This is a genomic window from Paraglaciecola psychrophila 170 (genome assembly GCF_000347635.1).
Lineage (GTDB): Bacteria > Pseudomonadota > Gammaproteobacteria > Enterobacterales > Alteromonadaceae > Paraglaciecola > Paraglaciecola psychrophila.
The window spans coordinates 2,523,434-2,541,889 of record NC_020514.1; the positions used below are offsets into that span (position 1 = coordinate 2,523,434).

Annotated in this window: 18 protein-coding genes and 1 pseudogene; 14 read left to right on the plus strand and 5 right to left on the minus strand. The window is 38.6% G+C overall.

All coding sequences use genetic code 11. The annotated features are described in order from the left end of the window. Positions 1–102: 102 nt before the first annotated feature. On the minus strand, positions 103–1,443 hold the full coding sequence (locus tag C427_RS11055) for a magnesium transporter (RefSeq protein ID WP_007635307.1): 1,341 nt from the start codon (positions 1,441–1,443) through the stop codon (positions 103–105). A 417-nt stretch (positions 1,444–1,860) separates the two neighbouring features. Between C427_RS11055 and C427_RS11060 the strand changes: the two genes are divergently transcribed. The 6 genes and pseudogenes from C427_RS11060 (at position 1,861) to C427_RS11085 (ending at position 8,428) form a co-directional block, all read left to right on the plus strand. Continuing rightward, positions 1,861–4,026, plus strand: a complete 2,166-nt coding sequence (locus tag C427_RS11060; RefSeq protein ID WP_007635310.1) for a penicillin acylase family protein — start codon at positions 1,861–1,863, stop codon at positions 4,024–4,026. A 171-nt stretch (positions 4,027–4,197) separates the two neighbouring features. Then, positions 4,198–4,641, plus strand: a complete 444-nt coding sequence (locus C427_RS11065; RefSeq protein WP_007635311.1) for a GNAT family N-acetyltransferase — start codon at positions 4,198–4,200, stop codon at positions 4,639–4,641. 167 nt (positions 4,642–4,808) lie between these two features. After that, positions 4,809–5,124, plus strand: a pseudogene (gene yqfB / locus C427_RS25915) (N(4)-acetylcytidine aminohydrolase). A 285-nt stretch (positions 5,125–5,409) separates the two neighbouring features. Beyond that, positions 5,410–5,991, plus strand: coding sequence for a beta-class carbonic anhydrase (locus C427_RS11075; RefSeq protein WP_007635315.1), 582 nt, complete (start codon positions 5,410–5,412; stop codon positions 5,989–5,991). A gap of 189 nt (positions 5,992–6,180) precedes the next feature. Then, positions 6,181–6,876, plus strand: a complete 696-nt coding sequence (locus C427_RS11080) for a riboflavin synthase (RefSeq protein ID WP_007635316.1) — start codon at positions 6,181–6,183, stop codon at positions 6,874–6,876. 283 nt (positions 6,877–7,159) lie between these two features. After that, positions 7,160–8,428, plus strand: coding sequence for a DEAD/DEAH box helicase (locus C427_RS11085; protein WP_007635317.1), 1,269 nt, complete (start codon positions 7,160–7,162; stop codon positions 8,426–8,428). Positions 8,429–8,591: 163 nt separating this feature from the next. Here C427_RS11085 and minE read toward each other — a convergent pair whose 3' ends face one another. From minE to minC, 3 genes are read right to left on the minus strand one after another with little or no spacing between them, the layout of a single operon-like run. After that, a complete protein-coding gene (gene minE / locus C427_RS11090; protein ID WP_007635319.1) occupies positions 8,592–8,867 on the minus strand; it encodes a cell division topological specificity factor MinE in 276 nt (91 codons plus the stop codon). A gap of 1 nt (position 8,868) precedes the next feature. Continuing rightward, complete coding sequence (minD, locus tag C427_RS11095) at positions 8,869–9,678, minus strand: septum site-determining protein MinD (protein ID WP_007635320.1); 810 nt, start codon at positions 9,676–9,678, stop codon at positions 8,869–8,871. A 27-nt stretch (positions 9,679–9,705) separates the two neighbouring features. Continuing rightward, entirely contained in the window at positions 9,706–10,425 is a 720-nt protein-coding gene (gene minC / locus C427_RS11100) for a septum site-determining protein MinC (RefSeq protein ID WP_007635321.1), read from the minus strand. Positions 10,426–11,030: 605 nt separating this feature from the next. Here minC and speD point away from each other — a divergent pair. The 8 genes from speD to C427_RS24100 all read left to right on the plus strand — a co-directional run bounded on the left by speD (position 11,031) and on the right by C427_RS24100 (position 16,837). Beyond that, a complete protein-coding gene (speD, locus tag C427_RS11105) occupies positions 11,031–11,414 on the plus strand; it encodes an adenosylmethionine decarboxylase (protein WP_007635323.1) in 384 nt (127 codons plus the stop codon). 1 nt (position 11,415) lies between these two features. Then, positions 11,416–12,972 carry a polyamine aminopropyltransferase gene (locus C427_RS11110; RefSeq protein WP_226991055.1) on the plus strand — a complete coding sequence of 519 codons (1,557 nt, stop codon included), beginning with the start codon at positions 11,416–11,418 and terminating at the stop codon, positions 12,970–12,972. Positions 12,973–13,105: 133 nt separating this feature from the next. Further along, entirely contained in the window at positions 13,106–13,324 is a 219-nt protein-coding gene (locus C427_RS11115) for a hypothetical protein (RefSeq protein WP_034898662.1), read from the plus strand. Between the two features lie 291 nt (positions 13,325–13,615). Further along, positions 13,616–14,056 carry a PaaI family thioesterase gene (locus C427_RS11120; protein WP_085949627.1) on the plus strand — a complete coding sequence of 147 codons (441 nt, stop codon included), beginning with the start codon at positions 13,616–13,618 and terminating at the stop codon, positions 14,054–14,056. A gap of 353 nt (positions 14,057–14,409) precedes the next feature. Beyond that, on the plus strand, positions 14,410–14,694 hold the full coding sequence (locus tag C427_RS27460; protein WP_015430843.1) for a hotdog family protein: 285 nt from the start codon (positions 14,410–14,412) through the stop codon (positions 14,692–14,694). Between the two features lie 103 nt (positions 14,695–14,797). Continuing rightward, positions 14,798–15,775: a hypothetical protein gene (locus C427_RS11130; RefSeq protein ID WP_007635333.1), complete on the plus strand. Its 978-nt coding sequence runs from the start codon at positions 14,798–14,800 to the stop codon at positions 15,773–15,775. A gap of 238 nt (positions 15,776–16,013) precedes the next feature. After that, the gene (locus C427_RS24090) at positions 16,014–16,385 is read left to right on the plus strand and encodes an alpha/beta hydrolase (protein ID WP_015430844.1); all 372 of its coding nucleotides are present in this window, start codon (positions 16,014–16,016) and stop codon (positions 16,383–16,385) included. A gap of 245 nt (positions 16,386–16,630) precedes the next feature. After that, a complete protein-coding gene (locus C427_RS24100) occupies positions 16,631–16,837 on the plus strand; it encodes a hypothetical protein (protein WP_015430845.1) in 207 nt (68 codons plus the stop codon). Between the two features lie 499 nt (positions 16,838–17,336). Here the strand turns inward: C427_RS24100 and C427_RS11140 are convergent, their stop codons facing one another. After that, positions 17,337–18,338 carry an AraC family transcriptional regulator gene (locus tag C427_RS11140; RefSeq protein WP_007635334.1) on the minus strand — a complete coding sequence of 334 codons (1,002 nt, stop codon included), beginning with the start codon at positions 18,336–18,338 and terminating at the stop codon, positions 17,337–17,339. Between the last annotated feature and the right edge of the window lie 118 nt (positions 18,339–18,456).

Here is an 18,456-nt window from a genome sequence, read left to right on the forward strand (position 1 = left end):
AATAGTATCACTGGCTCTAACTATTTTATTTAATAACAGTGGATTTTATGTCATGAAATTATAAAAATATAAAAAGCCAAAAGTTAACTCTAATGAGACTGATTAAATCAAAAAAATAGTCCCTAATCCCAAAAATGCGACAAAACCAACGATATCGGTGACGGTGGTTAAAATAACTGAGCCAGAAAGAGCGGGGTCAATTTTATATTTGTCGAGGATCACGGGTACAAATACCCCGGCCAATGCTGCTGCAACAATATTAAGAAAAATAGCGATACCGATTACCATTCCTAACAGTGGATCGTTAAACCATAATAATGCGACAAAACCAATAACGACGGCCCAAATCACCCCATTTAATCCGCCCACCTTGGACTCTTTGGCGAGTAATGCACCAACGTTGGCTGAGGTGACTTGCTTGAGCGCTAATCCACGAATTATCAGTGTTAATGTTTGGCTACCGGCTATGCCTCCCATACTCGCAACGACTGGCATCAAAACCGCTAAGGCAACTACCTGTTGAATTGTGTCTTCAAACATACCGATAAAAGCACTTGCCATAAAAGCAGTTAGTAGGTTGATACCTAGCCAAATAGCTCTTGCTTTCGCACTTTTGCGTACAGGTGAGAATAAATCTTCGTTTTCATCCATACCAGCACTAGCCATTATTTGTCCTTCATAATATTCTTGCATCAACTCGGCGGCAGCAGTGACATCGATTCGACCAATCAGTTTTTGATTTTCATCTACTACAGGTAGGGCGCCAAATCCTGATAACAACACTTCTTTGGCGACCAGTTGCCCTTCTTCTGTTGCATTAATTATCGGAAAGTCATCTAAAGATACATCAGCTAAAGGTAAGTGCTCAGGTAGCGAATGCAGTTTGGCGATGGGGACCGCCTTTGAGAAATAGCCAGAACGATTGATCAAAAATATCATATCCGTATGCCGTGGCATTTCGCGGCGTATCAAGCGCAATGCATCACGCACTTTGGCATTGATTGGTAAGACCAAAAAGTCATGAGAAGTCCAATGACCTATTTGATCCTCAGGGTATTGGTTTGCTTCGGTATAGTATCGTTTTTGCAGCCTATCTAATGCCGTATAGGCGCGTTCGAATAACTCTTGCGGTAAAGAATCGGCTAGTTCAAGCAAATCCTCAGCGTCAATATCAGTAAACAGTACATCCCATTGCTCTGGTTCCGTGGCATGGATCAAGACCGACCTAGGATCGCTGCGCATCTCAATTAATACATCAAGCTTTTTATAATCGGGAATGGTTTGCCAAAGAATAATCCTTTCTTGAATCGGTAAAGATTCAAGTAAGAGAGCAAGCTCCACTTCATCAGCTTGAGCAAGAACTGTTGCAGTATCACTTGTATTTGAATACAAGTCCGACTGAATAATGACTTCTTCAATTCTGTCTGGCAAAGCTTCTGACATATTCTCTATTTCCGAATGTTTAAACATATGTTTATTGTGTGGCTTTAGACGAGGGCTTGATAATAAAAGTCACAAGCCTGAGTGGCCAATACCGTTGAAAAGTAAAGGGATTACCACTTTTCAGGTTTCATTTTAGATAGAATTGTGATGAGTGTCTTGATAATTCTTTTGGTAATTGTTTATTTTATTCAATTCTGTATGAAGAACCTGACACTGCAGTTCGCTTTGAGCGGAACTTATCGTTAAGTGTTAATCATCATTAAAAAGTGTCGATATTCTAATCTGGATTTTAATAAAAATACCCCTTAATCTAAAGCCTATCTTCACTTCTAAAAAGACATTAACAGACTGTAGTTATTAGGTTTTTGATGTTTAGTAAACTCAACTATTGAGATTTTGAGCCCTTTGCGAGGTATTATGATTAAAAAAATACTGCTTGCTGTCATAGCATTACTAACTTCAATTTACATCGGTTTTTGGGCTACAGCTCCTCGCTCAGTGGATCCAGCTCAATATCAAATACTTGCGGATAAATATGATGTGCATATTGTGCGTGATAAATATGCTGTGCCGCATATCTTTGGTACACGGGATATAGATGCTGCCTTCGGTCTTGGTTATGCTCATGCGGAAGATGATTTTGCAACCATGCAGGATGTTTTACTTGTGACCCGTGGCAAACTCGCAACACTACATGGTGTTGACGCGGCTAAAACTGATTATCTGGTTCATTTTATGGATGTGTGGAATGTGGTGGACGCTGGCTATGAGAGTCGCATAAATCAGCAAACTCGTGATCATGCTGAGGCCTATGCCGATGGGGTAAATTTTTATGCCTCTGAAAAACCAGATAATATTGCCGTGGGATTACTTCCTGTAACGGGCAAAGATATTATTGCGGGTTTCACTTTTAAAACACCTTTATTTTACGGTTTTGATCAGGTGGTTGCAGCAGTCGTTGAGGGGCGATACGGCACTGGGCTCGACAAACTTGCACACTTACACGTCACTGATTCACCTCAACCTGATATTGGTAGTCAAGGTATTGCAATCGCGCCGTCGCGTTCTGACGATGGTCATACACGTTTACTCGTGAATTCTCACCAGCCACTTACTGGCCCTGTTGCTTGGTATGAAGCGCGAGTAAAAACAGACGAAGGTTGGGATATGGTTGGTAGCACTTTTCCGGGCTCACCGGTTATTCTGCATGGACATGGACCTACACTAGGATGGGCTAGCACCGTAAATAAGCCAGATTTGGTGGATGTGTACCAGTTAACAATTAATCCCAACAACGGGGATCAATATTTATTAGACGGTGAATGGCGAGATTTTGAAGTAAAAGATGCGGCAATTGACGTCACGTTTTGGGGCCCAATTCGCTGGACGTTTCACGAAGCTATTTATCGCTCTGTTCACGGGCCTGTTTTTAAAACAGAAAAGGGAGCCTTTGCGCTGCGTTGGGCTGGAATGGATGAAATGCGGACTCTTGAAGAGATGTTAGCCATGAACAAAGCGCGCACTCAAGCTGACTTTGAAGCGGCGCTATCGATGACCGCCTCGCCGAGCATCAATTATGTGTATGCTGACAAAGACGGTAATATTGCTCACTACTATAATGCGATGATGCCCAAGCGACCTGAAGGCGACAAGTTCTCGGCCATAGACTGGCAAGGTTTAGTTGCGGGTGACCGGTCAGACCTTATTTGGCAGGGATATTACCCCTTTGAACGTATGCCGCGCACTGTTAATCCTCCCTCTGGTTTAGTCTACAATGCCAACAACACTCCTTATCGTTCTTCGATTGGTGAGGGCCAACCAAAGCCCAAAGACTATGAGTCGTCGATGGGAATACAGACTAATATGACTAATCGTGCTTTGCGCATTGAAGCTTTGTTTGGAGCAGACAAGGCTATCAGCCGTGAAGATTTGCACCGTTATAAATATGATAATCGCTATGCTGAGGGCTCAGTGGTTGATCTAGTGCTCAAACGTTTGTTAGCTATGTCTTTTGAACCCGATAGTGAGTTGCAAGCAGGGCAAGAACTACTACAAAACTGGGATTTAGGAAGTGATGCTGAGAGTCGAGTGGCGGCACTGGGTGTGATGACCGGCAGTCCATTTGTTATGGCGGTAATGCGTGACGAGCCAGAGCCTGACTTAGTAGACGTTTTTCAAAATGCGCTGACTCTGTTACAAGATCATTTTGGTCGAATTGATCCCAAGTGGGGTGAAGTAAACCGTCTGGTACGCGGTGATAAGAGTTGGCCCCTTTCAGGTGCACCTGATGTGTTGCGCGCAGTATATGGTGTATTTGATGAAGAGGCTGGTCATCAACAGGCAACTGCTGGAGATAGTTACATCATGTTTGTTGAATGGTCGCCAGATGGTATTCTTACCTCACACAGCATTCATAATTTTGGCAGCGCCACCCTCGATGCAACCTCAAACCACTATGATGATCAGGCACCCATATTTGCGTCTGAGAAAGAGCGACGCCTACCCTTAGATATGGTCAAACTTATGGCTGAAAAAACCAGTGACAAGATAATTGGTGGGGATCTTAACTTAGAGCATGAATAAGAAGTAGTTAACAATAATCTGTTATAAATATGGTCAAAGGACTCTACATATTTGATTAAATGCTAATGCGTGTTTTTGTGGGTTGTTGAAAACTCGCTCACAAAACCTTCATATGTTAAAGGTTATTAAACCATTACAGACAGCAATGTAAATTCTAAGACTAGGCGTGGCATGATAAAAATACTAAATAATTCAAATAAAAAAGAGGCACATCAAATTTTCACTATTTTTCAACACTCTTATAAAATAGAAGCTCAACTTATAGGCTCTCTTGATTTTCCTCCATTATTGCGAAGCGCTAAAAATATACAAAATTCAAAAACATTATTTTATGGCTTTAGTGAAAATGCATGTCTTGCTGCCGTTATAGAGATAGTTATAGAAGGTAAACTCTTAAAAATTGATAGTTTAACTGTTGACCCACATTATTTTAAGAAAGGTATCGCAAACAAATTAATCAGCTATGTGCTGGAAATTATTGATTTTTCAGACGCTATTGTGGAAACCGCTGTAGCCAATATACCTGCAATACATTTATATAAGAAACATGGTTTTGTTGAATTTAAGAGAAGGACGCCATCCCATGGTATTGAAAAACTGGCAATGTTGGTTTAAAAAATTATCTAATTAGGGCTAAGTTATCTAATAAACAAGAACATTTAACAATATACCCATAGGCATTTAAGGTTAGTTTATTATGGTTATTTCGTTACGTTTTTAGTCAGGTGTAGACTCTTGTATTATAGCGCTATGTGTTTTCATCAAATATTAAAGAGAGAATGATGAGTCTATCTAAAATAACTTTTTTTGAACGCTTTGAGGCAGATATCCTATCCGGTAAGAAGAACTATAACTATTCGAGATGAGTCAGAGAAAGATTATGCAGTAAATAGTATTGTGCAAGTCTCTACTTTTGAAAATAATCGTGGGTTTTGTGCATTAAAAATAAAAGATGTTGTCGCAATTGATTTTAATCAGCTTTCAGATATTCATGCAAAACAAGAGAATATGACACTTTCAGAGCTGCAAACTGTGATCCAAAAAATATACCCAAATGTAGAAAGCCTGTATGTGATTTCATATGAAATGGTTAATTAATTAGTGCCGCTTACATGCAGTAAAATGTTGCGCCAATAATATTAACAGGACCGCTACTGTTAATATGCCCTCTGTAAATAAGGTCAAATGGTCATTTCATAATTGATTGTATTACAATTAGTGTCTAAGTTGCTTTTTAAACCAACAGAAAAAACTGGTTTTATTGGTTCCCTGTTAAGATATATCCACTATTCCGAAGTTTAATAATACTTTCAGTTTCCCATTAGTAGCGCATGGGATATCTCATTAAAACTAAACATTGCGGTACATATTAGGAGAATGTCGATGAGTAAAATCGTAGCAGAAGTAACTTCAGCAAATGCTGATTATGTAGCTGAATTTGGTGATAAAGGTAATTTACCAATGCCACCAGGAAGACAGTTTGCAATCTTGACGTGTATGGATGCTCGTTTAGATCCAGCAAAGTATGCCGGTCTTGCAGAAGGTGATGCCCATGTGATCCGCAACGCGGGTGGCAGAGCAAGTGACGATGCTATACGTTCTTTGGTAATTTCTTACAAGTTATTGGGGACCAAAGAGTGGTTCGTAATACATCATACTGATTGTGGAATGGAGACATTCACAACAGAAACTATGGGAGAATTGTTAGCAGATAGTCTTAAAACATCTAATGTGGATGCTACTGGCTGGCATGATAGCAATGTTGGTGGCGGAACTACTGATGGTAAATATATCAATTGGTTAACTATAAGTGACCAAGAAAAAAGTGTTTATGAAGATGTTCAGCGTATTAGAAGTAACTCCATGGTGCCAAGTGACATTCCAATTTATGGTTATATTTATGACTGTAAAACAGGTAATCTTATTGAAGTGCCTGAAGCAACAAAAGCTGGCAAGGCAAGTTAAAAACGGCCACCGAGATTGATTATATAAGCTGGCTAACGCAGATTTTAACTATCAAATTGCCAATATTTGCTTGAATTACAACGTGCCAGTCACTCAGTGACAATTACAAATAATGTAATTTGCATAGAAATGAAACTGGAACAGAGTAACTACACAATTTATTCATTTACCAATCGAAGAAGAGAATTTATGTTTACAGGAATAGTTCAGTCTATAGCCAAGATTATTGATGTTACAGATAAAAATGGGATTAGAACGTTTGTTATCGATTTTAAGGAAGGGTTTTGTACTGACTTAGAAATCGGGGCCAGCGTGGCTGTAGATGGGGTATGCTTGACTGTTACAGAGCTAGTGTCTGATATAAGGGTTAAGTTTGATGTTATGTTGCAAAGCCTTTTGATAACCACCTTAAGTGAGTATGAAAAAGGAACTTTCGTAAATGTAGAAAGAGCAGCCAAAGACGGTGCAGAAATTGGAGGTCACCCTCTATCTGGTCATGTTGATTTTAAAGTGCCCATTATTAATGTTAATCAAGTTGAAGATAATTATTGTATTCGTATAGCGTTATCCAAAGAATGGAAACGTTATGTTTTCCCTAAAGGTTATATCGCTTTAAATGGTGCAAGTTTGACGATTTCAGAGGTAAACAAAAAAGAGGAATGGTTTGAAGTGTGGCTGATACCAGAGACTCGGAGAATGACAGTTTTCGAGGCTAAGATTGCAGGCGATCACATTAATGTTGAAATTGAACGTAGTACTCAAGTTATTGTGGATACTGTGCGAGATACGCTTCAAGAAAGTCTAGGCCCCTTGCTACCGCTTTTTGAAAAACTACTTTTAGAGCAGGGTGTTGATATTGATTCGTTGGGTCGTGATGTAACCTAACATGTCAACCAAAACAACGAATACAAGACCGTTGCGTCAACATTACCTTTTTTGAGATATAGACTCACTCACCAATAAAATTCAGTGGAAGATAATGGCCTAAACCGAAATGAGTTATTTTTTGGGCTAGGCTTTTTAAGGTTGTCTTTTACTGGTCATTCTGGATAATCCCAAGCAACTATTACAACTTGTTAAAAAGTGATAGTTAAACTATCGCAGGTACATTGCGCCGTCTTAAAGGCAGCATATAGAATACCTTAATCAATCCAAGGAACGTTTATCTATGACATTTGGCTCTTTAGGCTTGTGTGATGAGTTGTTGCACACTGTTGTAGAACAGGGTTATACAACGCCATCACCGATACAAATTGAAGCTATTCCGGCTGTACTTAGTCAACGTGATGTTATAGCGGTGGCGCATACAGGGACCGGAAAAACGGCGAGCTTTACGTTGCCTATGCTGCAGCTATTAGCAGCTAAATTTATCCAGAATGACGTTATCAAGAGTAGTCCTAGCCCACATCCACAATGCTTGCGCGCCTTAATTATTACACCAACCCGTGAGCTAGCAGCTCAAGTTGCATTGAGTGTTCAACACTATAGCCGACATATGAATATCCGCTCTGCTGCCGTGTTCGGAGGGGTCAGGATTGAGCCTCAGGTATTACAGCTGCAAGCTGGTTTGGATGTGTTGGTTGCAACCCCTGGCCGTTTGGTCGATCTATATGATCAACAGGCGGTTAATTTTGAACAGCTTGAAATATTGGTGCTCGACGAGGCTGACCGCATGCTTGATTTGGGGTTTATCGACAATATCCGTCATATTCAAACGCTGCTGCCTAATAAACTACAAACTTTGATGTTTTCAGCGACGTTTTCCAAAGAAATTAAGTCGCTTGCTAAAGGCATGCTAAATAATCCAATTTCGATTGAAGTGGCTGCCGCGAAAAGCACTGTTGATAGGATTAAGCAGAAATTACATCCTGTAGAAAAAGAGCGTAAATCTGAGTTGTTGATCCATCTGATTAAAAAGAATAATTGGCGTCAAGTGTTGGTATTTAGTCGAACTAAAAAAGGTGCAGATAATTTGGTAATGCAGCTCGACAAAGCCGGTGTTAATGCCGCATCAATCCATGCAAACCGAACTCAACACGCTCGCACCCTAGCTTTAGACGGTTTTAAAAACGGTAATGTTGTGGTGTTGGTTGCCACTGACATTGCTTCTAGGGGCATTGATGTTAATCACCTGCCTTGTGTGGTTAACTTTGATTTGCCTTATGAGCCAGAAGACTATGTGCATCGTATTGGTCGTACCGGTCGCGCTGGTTCTTCTGGTTTAGCCATTTTATTGTTCAGCGAGGATGAATTTAAACAATTACAGTCTATTGAACGACTCATTGGGCGTAAGTTTGAGCGCGAAATAATTCCAGGTTTTGCGCCCAACAAGAGGGCCTCAGTGGACACCTCGGATGATGATGAGTATGGTAATTTTGAGGCAGATACTAAGCCACAAAATCGAGGCCAATCGAAGAGGCGCAGAAACCGTATTTAAAATGTAAAGTAATTTAAATGAATTGCGATGCTTCTATCAATATTTTTAGAAAATTTTGTTTAATCATTGGAAATATCAAATTTCCAGAAAACATAGAAGCTAGCTGTCTAATTCACTTAAGCTTCTATATTTTATTTAATCCCTATATTGTCAAAGCATTTATCTAATCGGTGTTATTATCATATAATTCAATATTTAGTTCTAACACGTTTAAATCACCACCTTTATTGTCTAGGTTAATCGACAGACTTTTATCTGACACTTGAATATATTTACGCAAAACATGAAGAATATCTTCAGTCAACTGAGGTAAATAATCGGGTTGTTTATTTCGACCATTACGCTCATGTGCAACAATTATTTGGAGGCGTTCTTTGGCTTTTGAAGCCGTTGTAACTTGGTTTTCTTTTTTTCGTAAAAAATAATCAAATAATGCCACATTAACCTCCAAACAAGCGACTAAGAATGCTTTTTTGTTCAACTTGTAAAAATCTAAATTCAACTGTTTCACCTAAGAGACGCTCAATAACATCTTGGTATGCTTTTCCTGCATCACTTTCAGTATCTAAAATTACAGGTTCACCTGCATTTGACGCTTTTAGAACTGCAGGTGACTCTGGAATGACACCTAATAAAGGTATGGCTAAAATGTCTACTACATCTTCAACACTTAACATTTCGCCTTCTGCTACTCGTTTAGGTGAATAACGTGTTAGTAATAAATGTTCTTTAATCGGCTCTAAACCAAGCTCAGCTCGACGAGAGCGGCTTGACAGCATTCCTAAAATTCGATCAGAGTCACGCACTGATGATACCTCTGGATTAGTGGTAACTATCGCTTCATCAGCATAATAAAGTGCCATCATCGCACCTGCCTCAATGCCCGCTGGAGAGTCACATATAATATATTCGAATGTTTTACCAAGCTCTTCAAGCACTTTTCCCACATTTTCTTTGGTTAAAGCATCTTTATCTCGTGTTTGTGACGCGGGCAGTATTGATAAGCTACTAACACGCTTATCTTTAATTAGAGCTTGATTTAAGGTGGCTTCGCCATTGATCACATTGACAAAGTCATACACAACACGACGCTCACAACCCATTATTAGGTCTAGATTACGAAGTCCAATATCAAAATCGATTAGAACAACCTTGTGTCCTTTTGACGCTAAACCAATGCCGATAGCGGCACTTGAAGTCGTTTTACCTACTCCACCCTTACCTGATGTAACAACTATTATTCGTGCCATAGACCGAATATCCTTCATAAATAAAAGTTAGATGAGTTTTGATGACGTCAATTCAGCGCCAGTCAACTGTATATATACCGGTGAGCCCCAATGCTTATTCATTGATTCACTCAGCCAATAGTTCCCATTAATTGATACAAGTTCAGCTTCAAGGTTTTGACAATAAATCTGTGCTTGATGATGACCTTTTGCACCTGCAAGCGCTCTACCACGTAATGAGCCATAAATGTGAATGTTGCCATCTGCAATGACTTCAGCACCCGCGGAGACAGAACCAATCACCACTAAATTTTGCTCTTTTGCATAAACTTGTTGACCTGAACGAACCTGCCCACGGTGTATTTTATCGCCGTATAATCTGTTTTCACGAATGGTTTCTGTTTCTTTATATTTTGCTTCAATTACTTCATTATTGTTATTTTTTTTGCTTGGAACGCCTGCGTTAGCAGCATTTAAGAATGAATAACCAAGCTCTCGAATAAGACTGCGTTGCTCTTTAGAAACAGAGCCAGTAAAACCGATAAATGTGAATTTTAATTCTTCAAGTAACATTTTTAAAGCTTGATAGTCAAAAGAAAAATCGACTTCTTCAATATCAACCATGACAGGAAATAAGTAAAAAAAGTCTGGTGCCTGTGCAACTTTTTTTACTAAATTAGCGCGTATATCTGCTAATTTTAACGTTTTTAAATGTAAAACAAATAGAGTAAAACTCGTACCTTTAAATTTAATGCTACTATCAGCCATAGCGGAAATATCCCAAAGTAAAATAACTCAGCCTACTCAGATATCAGGCTTCTGACACTGCAATTTTGCGCATTGTAACGTCAATAACAAAAAATAAAAGGGGCCAAAGTCAATTTAAATAAACTACATTAATTCTACTGCCAGAAAATAGGGTGTTTTGATATTGAGAAAACACTTTGTTTTCAATATTAGAGTGCCGGAGTAGGTAATTCAAAGAGGTAATAACTCGCATACAATATTTTTGTTTTTAAAAAATGTGTAGGATTACGTTGGCTAGTATAAAGCGTAGTCTTAAAAATATGAATTTAGTGTACGTGCGGTGATATTCATCACTAATCATATTGTTTTCTGTGCACCCCAAGTAGCGTTGATGGTATGAATCAGTAAGACTTTGGTTGAAACATCGCACGACGTTTGTATAACATCTAGTATGTATGTGCGAATAAGCTGACAAGGTTTATCCTTGGTTATATAAGCTGTGTGGAGGTAAAAATGGTATATTGCCATTCATACATATTTATTTGCTAATCAAGCAATGCCAACAGAAAAACTATTTACCAAACGAGTATCCTTATAAATAATGTCAGAATTAACAAAATATCTTTATGCAAAATAATTACACTCCCGGTAAACATCTGCTTTTAGACTTATATCAAGCAAGGAATTTAAGCGATATAAGTAGCGTTGAGCAAGCGTTAATGGAAGCCGCATCTGCTTGTGACGCTATAGTATTGCAAAAAAACTTTCATAGTTTTGGAGAAGAACAAGGTATTACCGGCATGTTATTACTCTCCGAATCTCATATAAGTATACATACCTGGCCTGAAAGCCACTTTGCTGCCGTAGACATATTTATGTGTGGTAATTGCGACCCTAATTTAGCTTTAGCGCCCATAAAAAAACACTTCTGTCCAGAACGTGTTGATGTGCGTGAGTTTGATAGAGGTACTTTATTGAAAAAACCCTTACAAATAGATGGGTCAATTTGATATGTCGACTGATCAAACAGACTTACCCGAAAACCAATTGCAGCAGAAACAATCCGCTACTCTGATTTATGCCGCCTTTATAGCTGGTTTATGCTCGATTATTTATGAACTACTGATTGCTACCACTGTGTCCTATTTTATGGGCGACAGCGTGAAGTTTTTCTCACTTACCATTGGGCTTTATATGGCCGCAATGGGTCTTGGTTCCTATATGTCAAAATTCATTACGGACAAACTATTACAACGTTTTGTCATTGCCGAAATTCTACTCGGGTTTATCGGCGGTATCAGTATTCCATTATTATATTTTACTTATACTACGACCTCATTGTTCTACCCGACTTATGTACTACTGACGTTATGTATAGGTTTTTTAATTGGCTTGGAAATCCCTTTTTTAACTAGGCTAATGGAAAATTATCAGGTACTTAAATCCAATATTGCGAATATATTATCCTTTGATTATCTTGGGGCGTTGATTGCTACTATTGCATTTCCGTTCTTTCTTTTACCTGTTCTGGGTATCTACCAATCATCATTGCTATTTGGGCTTATCAATATGTCCATTGCCACAGTGGTCTTGTACTCATACAGAAAATCTCTTGGAAAAACCGGCAAAAGACTTCAATTATTAACCGCCGCTATGAGTTTAGTTATTTTGGTGATGTTAGTGTTTTCTAGTCAGGCACTGAAGCATTGGGACCAAATGCTCTATAACGGGCGAATTGTGCATAGCGAGCAAACACCGTATCAAAAAATCACACTGACCATGAGCAAAGACGATCTTCGACTTTACCTAAACGGTGTTTTACAGTTTTCATCTGTAGATGAGTACCGATATCATGAGTCATTAGTGATAGTACCTATGATCCTCGCGGATAAGCCAATTAAACGGGTATTGGTGTTAGGTGCTGGAGATGGTTTAGCTGTCAGAGAATTACTCAAGTATCCAGAAATTGAACAAATAGTTTTAGTCGACTTAGACGCTCGAATGACACAATTAGCTAAGAATAACCCACATCTAGTCGACATAAACTTAGCCAGTTTAGATAACAAAAAAGTTCAGGTTGTGATTGATGATGCTTTTGTCTTTCTCGAAAAAAACAAACAAGCATTTGATCTTATCATTAACGATTTACCCGACCCCAACACCATCTCACTTTCACGCTTGTACAGTAAACAATATTACCGATTAGCGAAATCAAATCTAACGTCTGACGGTATAATGGTGACACAAGCTACCAGTCCATTCTTTGTTAAACCGGCCTTTTGGAGTATTGTAAAAACCATAGAAGCAGCGGGTTTTGCTCATACCTATCCTTACCACACAAATATACCGTCTTTTGGTGATTGGGGGTTTGTGTTAAGTACCTTACACCCCATAGACTTAATACCTAAGCGTCCCATAGAAAACAGTCTTTTTTTAACCCAGGAATCTATGCCGTCTATGTTTGTGTTTGAAAAGGATGTACAAAGAATAGACGTTGAAATTAATCAAATTGATAAACCTGTTGTACTCGATTATTACTTAAATAGTTGGCGTTATTTTAGTGATTAAAATATGACAATAACGAAGCAATCTACTTACAGTCAATTTTCTAAAACAACTAAAAAGCACAATAAAACAGCTGAAGCGAATAGTCGATTTTTGGGGCACTCGCCTCTGACTGATGATGTTTTAAAGAAGGACAATGTATTCCGTTTATCTTACAGTAATATATCGTGTCAAAATTACTGCGAGTACCTCCTATGCAGATGTCGGATGTGGTTCAGTTATAGCGGCGCAAATTGCTATGAAAATGGTGGCTAAAGTATCTTGGTTGGACGCTTCGTCGAGTCTAGTTGCTAGCGCCATGAACGGAGTGCCACACGTCGATTCTGCTTATGCTGCAACTCGAAAAGTGTTCTGATAACCTGACGGCAGTTACGCCATATAGCGCTGTGGAGTTGTCGCGATAGAGTAGGCCGCTTTTCAGCATGTAATGTCTATGTGGGCGAGTTGAAAAAGGGTTGTTCTGAGCCAAACCTTCCATAATACCTTCACACACTTCGTGACTTTGTACTGAACGAATTCAGGTCACCCACTCATAAATTTTTTAAATACTTCTATCTATTTATTTGAATGATTTAATATGGGTGTCTCAGTCATTTATTTGAAATTTGCCGTAAGTGCGGACATGTTTACTAATGGAGAAAAATCTTTGGATATAAAAAATATGTCAGGACTTGAGCTTTTAACCGCTATGTCTGACGGACTTCTACCAGCCCCTTCTATTACAGAAACCATTCCTATGAAAATGGATGTAATAGAGAAGGGTAATGTTAAGTTTATTGTCATAGCTGATTCCAGACACCTGAACCCTGTAGGTGGCGTTCATGGAGGGTTTGCAGCAACCGTTCTTGATTCTGTAACTGGGTGTGCTGTTCACTCAACTCTTGATGCGGGCATAAGCTTTGGAACGGTTGATTTAAATATTAAAATGATGCGACCCATACCCATTAATACTCATTTATTTGCTGAGGGGCGGGTTATTAATATCTCCAGGAATCTAGGTGTTTCTGAAGGTGATATAAAAGATGCGGCAGGAAAAATTTATGCACATGCAACGTGTACTTGCAGCATTATTCGTCCGAGTGCATAACTAATGGCTTGACTGCTGCTATTTTAACAAGACATATTTGGTCACTCCGTTTAATTGATATTGTTTGGTAATATCTCAATTTTGCAGGCTTCTGATGCTTTGTGAGTGACCATCTTAAGCGCCCATTGTAATGTAATTAAATATTTTATCTTTTTAGGCGTCGCTATGAAAAATGAAGCATTTCAAGAATGTTATCCGGATGACTTAAGTCATTGTTATGGTTGTGGCAAAAATAATCACAGGGCCATCATTTAAAAAGTTATTGGCATGGTCAGCAGACTATCGCTCATTTCACTCCTGAGTCTTATCATACAGCGATCCCAGGTTTTGTTTATGGCGGTCTGATTGCCTCATTGATTGATTGTCATGGCACGGGCAGCGCTGCAGCAATGGCATTTCGTAATGAAGACAGAGCCATGGATACACTGCCAGCGATACGATTTGTGACAGGTGCCTTGAATGTTAATTATTTAGCACCCACACCGCAAGGAGTTGAGCTTGAATTAATGGGTTCTTTTTCAGAGATCAAAGCACGTAAAATCATTGTTGATATTGTCGTTTCAGCCAATGGTGTTGTATGTGCCAAAGGCACTGTCATTGCGGTGAAAATGCCTCAAAGTATGGCAATAAAAACTTAATTAGGAAACTTAATTAGGCCACCCATAATAATTTGACGTTTTTTGTTCTGCGCTAAGCTTTAATAACACCAATTGAAATAGCATAAATTGAAAGGAGTCTCTTATGCCTAAGCCTCGTTCATCTCAGGTCAGCCTTATTTATACCCCCTATTACCATTGCGTATCACGGTGCGTTAGACGCGCCTTTTTATGTGGTATTGATAAATATTCAGGTACGAGTTACGAGCACAGACGGGCGTGGGTAGAAGATAAGGTATTGTGGTTATCGTCAGTATTTGCCATTGGTATATGTGCATATGCAGTGATGAGCAATCATGTGCATTTGGTGCTGTGTGTGGATAAAGACAAGGCCATGTCTTGGTCAGATAAACAAGTGGTAGGCCGCTGGCATCGGTTACATAGAGGTACGTTACTGAGCCAGAAGTTCATGCGTAACGAGTTGTTAAGTGAAAATGAATGGATAAGCCTTAAAGAGACTATTGGCGTATATCGTCAGCGTTTGTATGACATCAGTTGGTTGATGGCCAGTTTAAGCGAGCCTATTGCCAGGCAGGCCAATAAAGAAGACGGCTGCACAGGCAGATTCTGGGAAGGCCGCTTTAAATCCCAAGCGTTGTTAGATGATGCTGCAGTCTTATCCTGTATGGCGTATGTCGACTTAAACCCGATTAGAGCTAAGATTGCGAAAACTCCTGAAACCTCACAGCACACCAGTATTCAAAAACGAACTGAGGCCATACAACAGCACAAACGCCAACCTTATAAGTTATTACCCTTTGTCGGTAACCCCAGACAAGATATGCCCCAAGGCATTGCTTTTTCTTTACAAGATTACTGTGAACTGGTTGACACCACAGGCCGCATTATCCGAGCAGATAAAGCAGGTACTCTCGACTCAGCACACAGTCCAATTCTGAGCCGATTAGGTTTATCAGAAGAGCAATGGATAACCCTGACTACCGAATTCGAACAACACTTTTGTTATGCAGCGGGCGCAGAGCAGATGATGCAAGCATTCAAAACCCATACCCACAGAAAACGAATAGGTGGGATGAAGCAGGCCAAACGACTGCTATCGTAGGAATACCCAACAAAGATTTACCCTGTTTTGTACTTTTTAAATTGAAGAGGACAAAATATGCATAAAAATCAGGGTTTCACTCTAACTACCCAAAATACAGCCAACATAAACAAAGTTTTCCCGCTGCTTTTACCCATCTAATATTTTAAGTCCAAAATTAAGTAAGAAATATGTACTTTTTATTTAATTTTATTATGGGTGGCTTATTAAGAGTAATGAAAACTACAATAAATGGGGAATGTCTGGAGGCGCGAATAATTTTCTAGATTTTATCGAAAAAGAACTTATCCCTTATGTTAATAAAAGCTATCGTACAAACAATTTCAAAATACTATCTGGTCATTCTTTAGGTGGATTACTAACTGTTTATGCATTGCAGTCTAGACCATACCTGTTTCAAGCCCACTTTGCCTTTAGCCCAAGTTTATGGTGGCATAATCAAGTAATATTTGAAGATGCAAAAAACTTTTTAGCAAACACGCCGCAATTAAATAACTACTTATATTTAAACTTGGGGAACGAAAAGGGAGATATGTTTAGCGCTTTTAATAAATACACTGACTTATTGAAAACACATACCCCAAAGGCTTTAGCTATAATTCAGAGATAGATGAACAAGAAAGTCACGGTACAACAGCTCTTGTTGGCCAAACTCACGCGTATCGTTATCTATATAAATCATTACAGTGCCCAGATGAAGTTATTGCCGAAGGTTTACCTGCTATTAAAGGGTTTTTCAAAACACAATCTGAAAAATACGGCTACGAAATCAAACCTACTTACCGAGCAATTAACCAAGCTGGCTATATTGCTTTAAATAAAAAAGTCTTTAACAAGGCAATAAAGCTATTTGAAATGAACGTGAAAAACTACCCATACAAAGCTGATGCATATGACAGTTTTGCTGACGGGCTTGAAGCGAGTAAACAGCTCAATAAGGCGTTAAACATGAGGAATATGGCTATTGAAAAAAGTATAAATGAAAATGTTGAAAATAATGCTTATCAAACTCGTCTAGCCAACTTAGTAGCCTTAATTAAAGAAAATGCGCAAAGCAATTGAGTTGCCTACTCAATTGTATTCAAATAAAACTAAACGGTTGATTACCCTGTGCAAAATTTGAAATGCCCTCGATTAACTTTTATCTAAGCGGAGGGTATATCAATGTTCAGACTGAATCGTCACGTAAACTGAGTCAACAAACATTCACCATATGGCAGCTTCACGCTTAAACTGATCGTAAACATAGAATATCGACATAGCTAATGTCACACTAACTATCACTAATTAAAGAATGACTCGACTGTCCGGTATTAGGCTCGAAGCTGCCGTTGGAATTCTACTTATGAACGCTAATTTTTGCCACATTTCAGAAGTTTTTGTACCTCGAAACCAGGTCAATTTAAGATCCGCTCCCAAGACTATAGAGGTCATTTCTGTAACTAATATATTATGGCCTAGTAAGTGTTGTATCAGTTCTTCTAGATAACCGGGAAAGTTCAACAATATCAAAGCTAAATTGATGTGACTTTTCGGCTTTATAAATCAAAAAATTTAACGTTTATTTTACTGATATGAGATATTCACCAGGTGTAATGCCCATCCACTCTTTAAAAGCTCTAATAAATGCGCTTTGCTCTGAATATCCAAGTAAAAAGGCTATCTCTAAAGATGTAAATTCGCCATCAACTAGATACCGTTTAGCTAACCGACAACGTGAGTCTGCGAGTATAGAGCGATAATTATGATCGTTGTTACTTAGTTTTCGATAAAATGATCGAAGTGAAAATCCCATTTTTACACAAACAGTGCTCGCACGAGTATCACCGTCTTTCATCGCGACCAATATTTGTTCTCGTAATTTTAAGAGAAAAGGTTCAAACGTTTCATTTTGATATTTTGTTTCTGTTAATAAAAATCTAGCTTGTTGATCAAAGATTTTAAGCAGTGATGGATCACTTGTTGAAATATTCAATAACATTAAATATGTAGGTATATTTACCCGTAATGTAGGAGAGTTAAATTCAACTGGGCAGCCTAAAATCGCTTGATAAATATTAATGTCTTTAGGTTCTTTAATGGGTAAAGCGACAGATACAGGTGCAATTTTCCGATTAATTAACGATTGGTAAAGTGTAATAAATATTATCAAACCAAATTCATATAACAGCCGGTTATCTACACCTCGTAACATCCATTGATGACTACAAGCATTTTCTTGAATTTCTATTTTAGCTGCCAAATCAGTTAATATTAATGTTTGGTATCGACCATATCTAATTAACGCTTGTTTAAGCGTGCTGCATGATGTTATTAAATTTCCAACTAAGCCAAAATCTTCCGGTTTTGCCATTGCCCCAATGCGTAACCCTAATGCTGGTAGAGGAGTTAACTGATAAATTTGATCTAATAATTGTGAAAACGTCAGCGTATCGACGCGTTTTACTTTAGATAGTTCTTGAAGTGTTTCTCTTAAGCTTTTTGCTTCTAATGCCTGCTCATCTATGTATCGCGTTAAAATATTAAGGAAGCTAATGGGAACATAAGCTTTGTATTGTGTCATTTGTTTCTAAAAAAGTGCGATTAATTTTATTAGACTAGCATGTTGGCACGTTATGTCAAAGGCTAGTAAAATTGTCAATATTTACCTAACGATAGAGCATAAAATAATATTCTTTCAT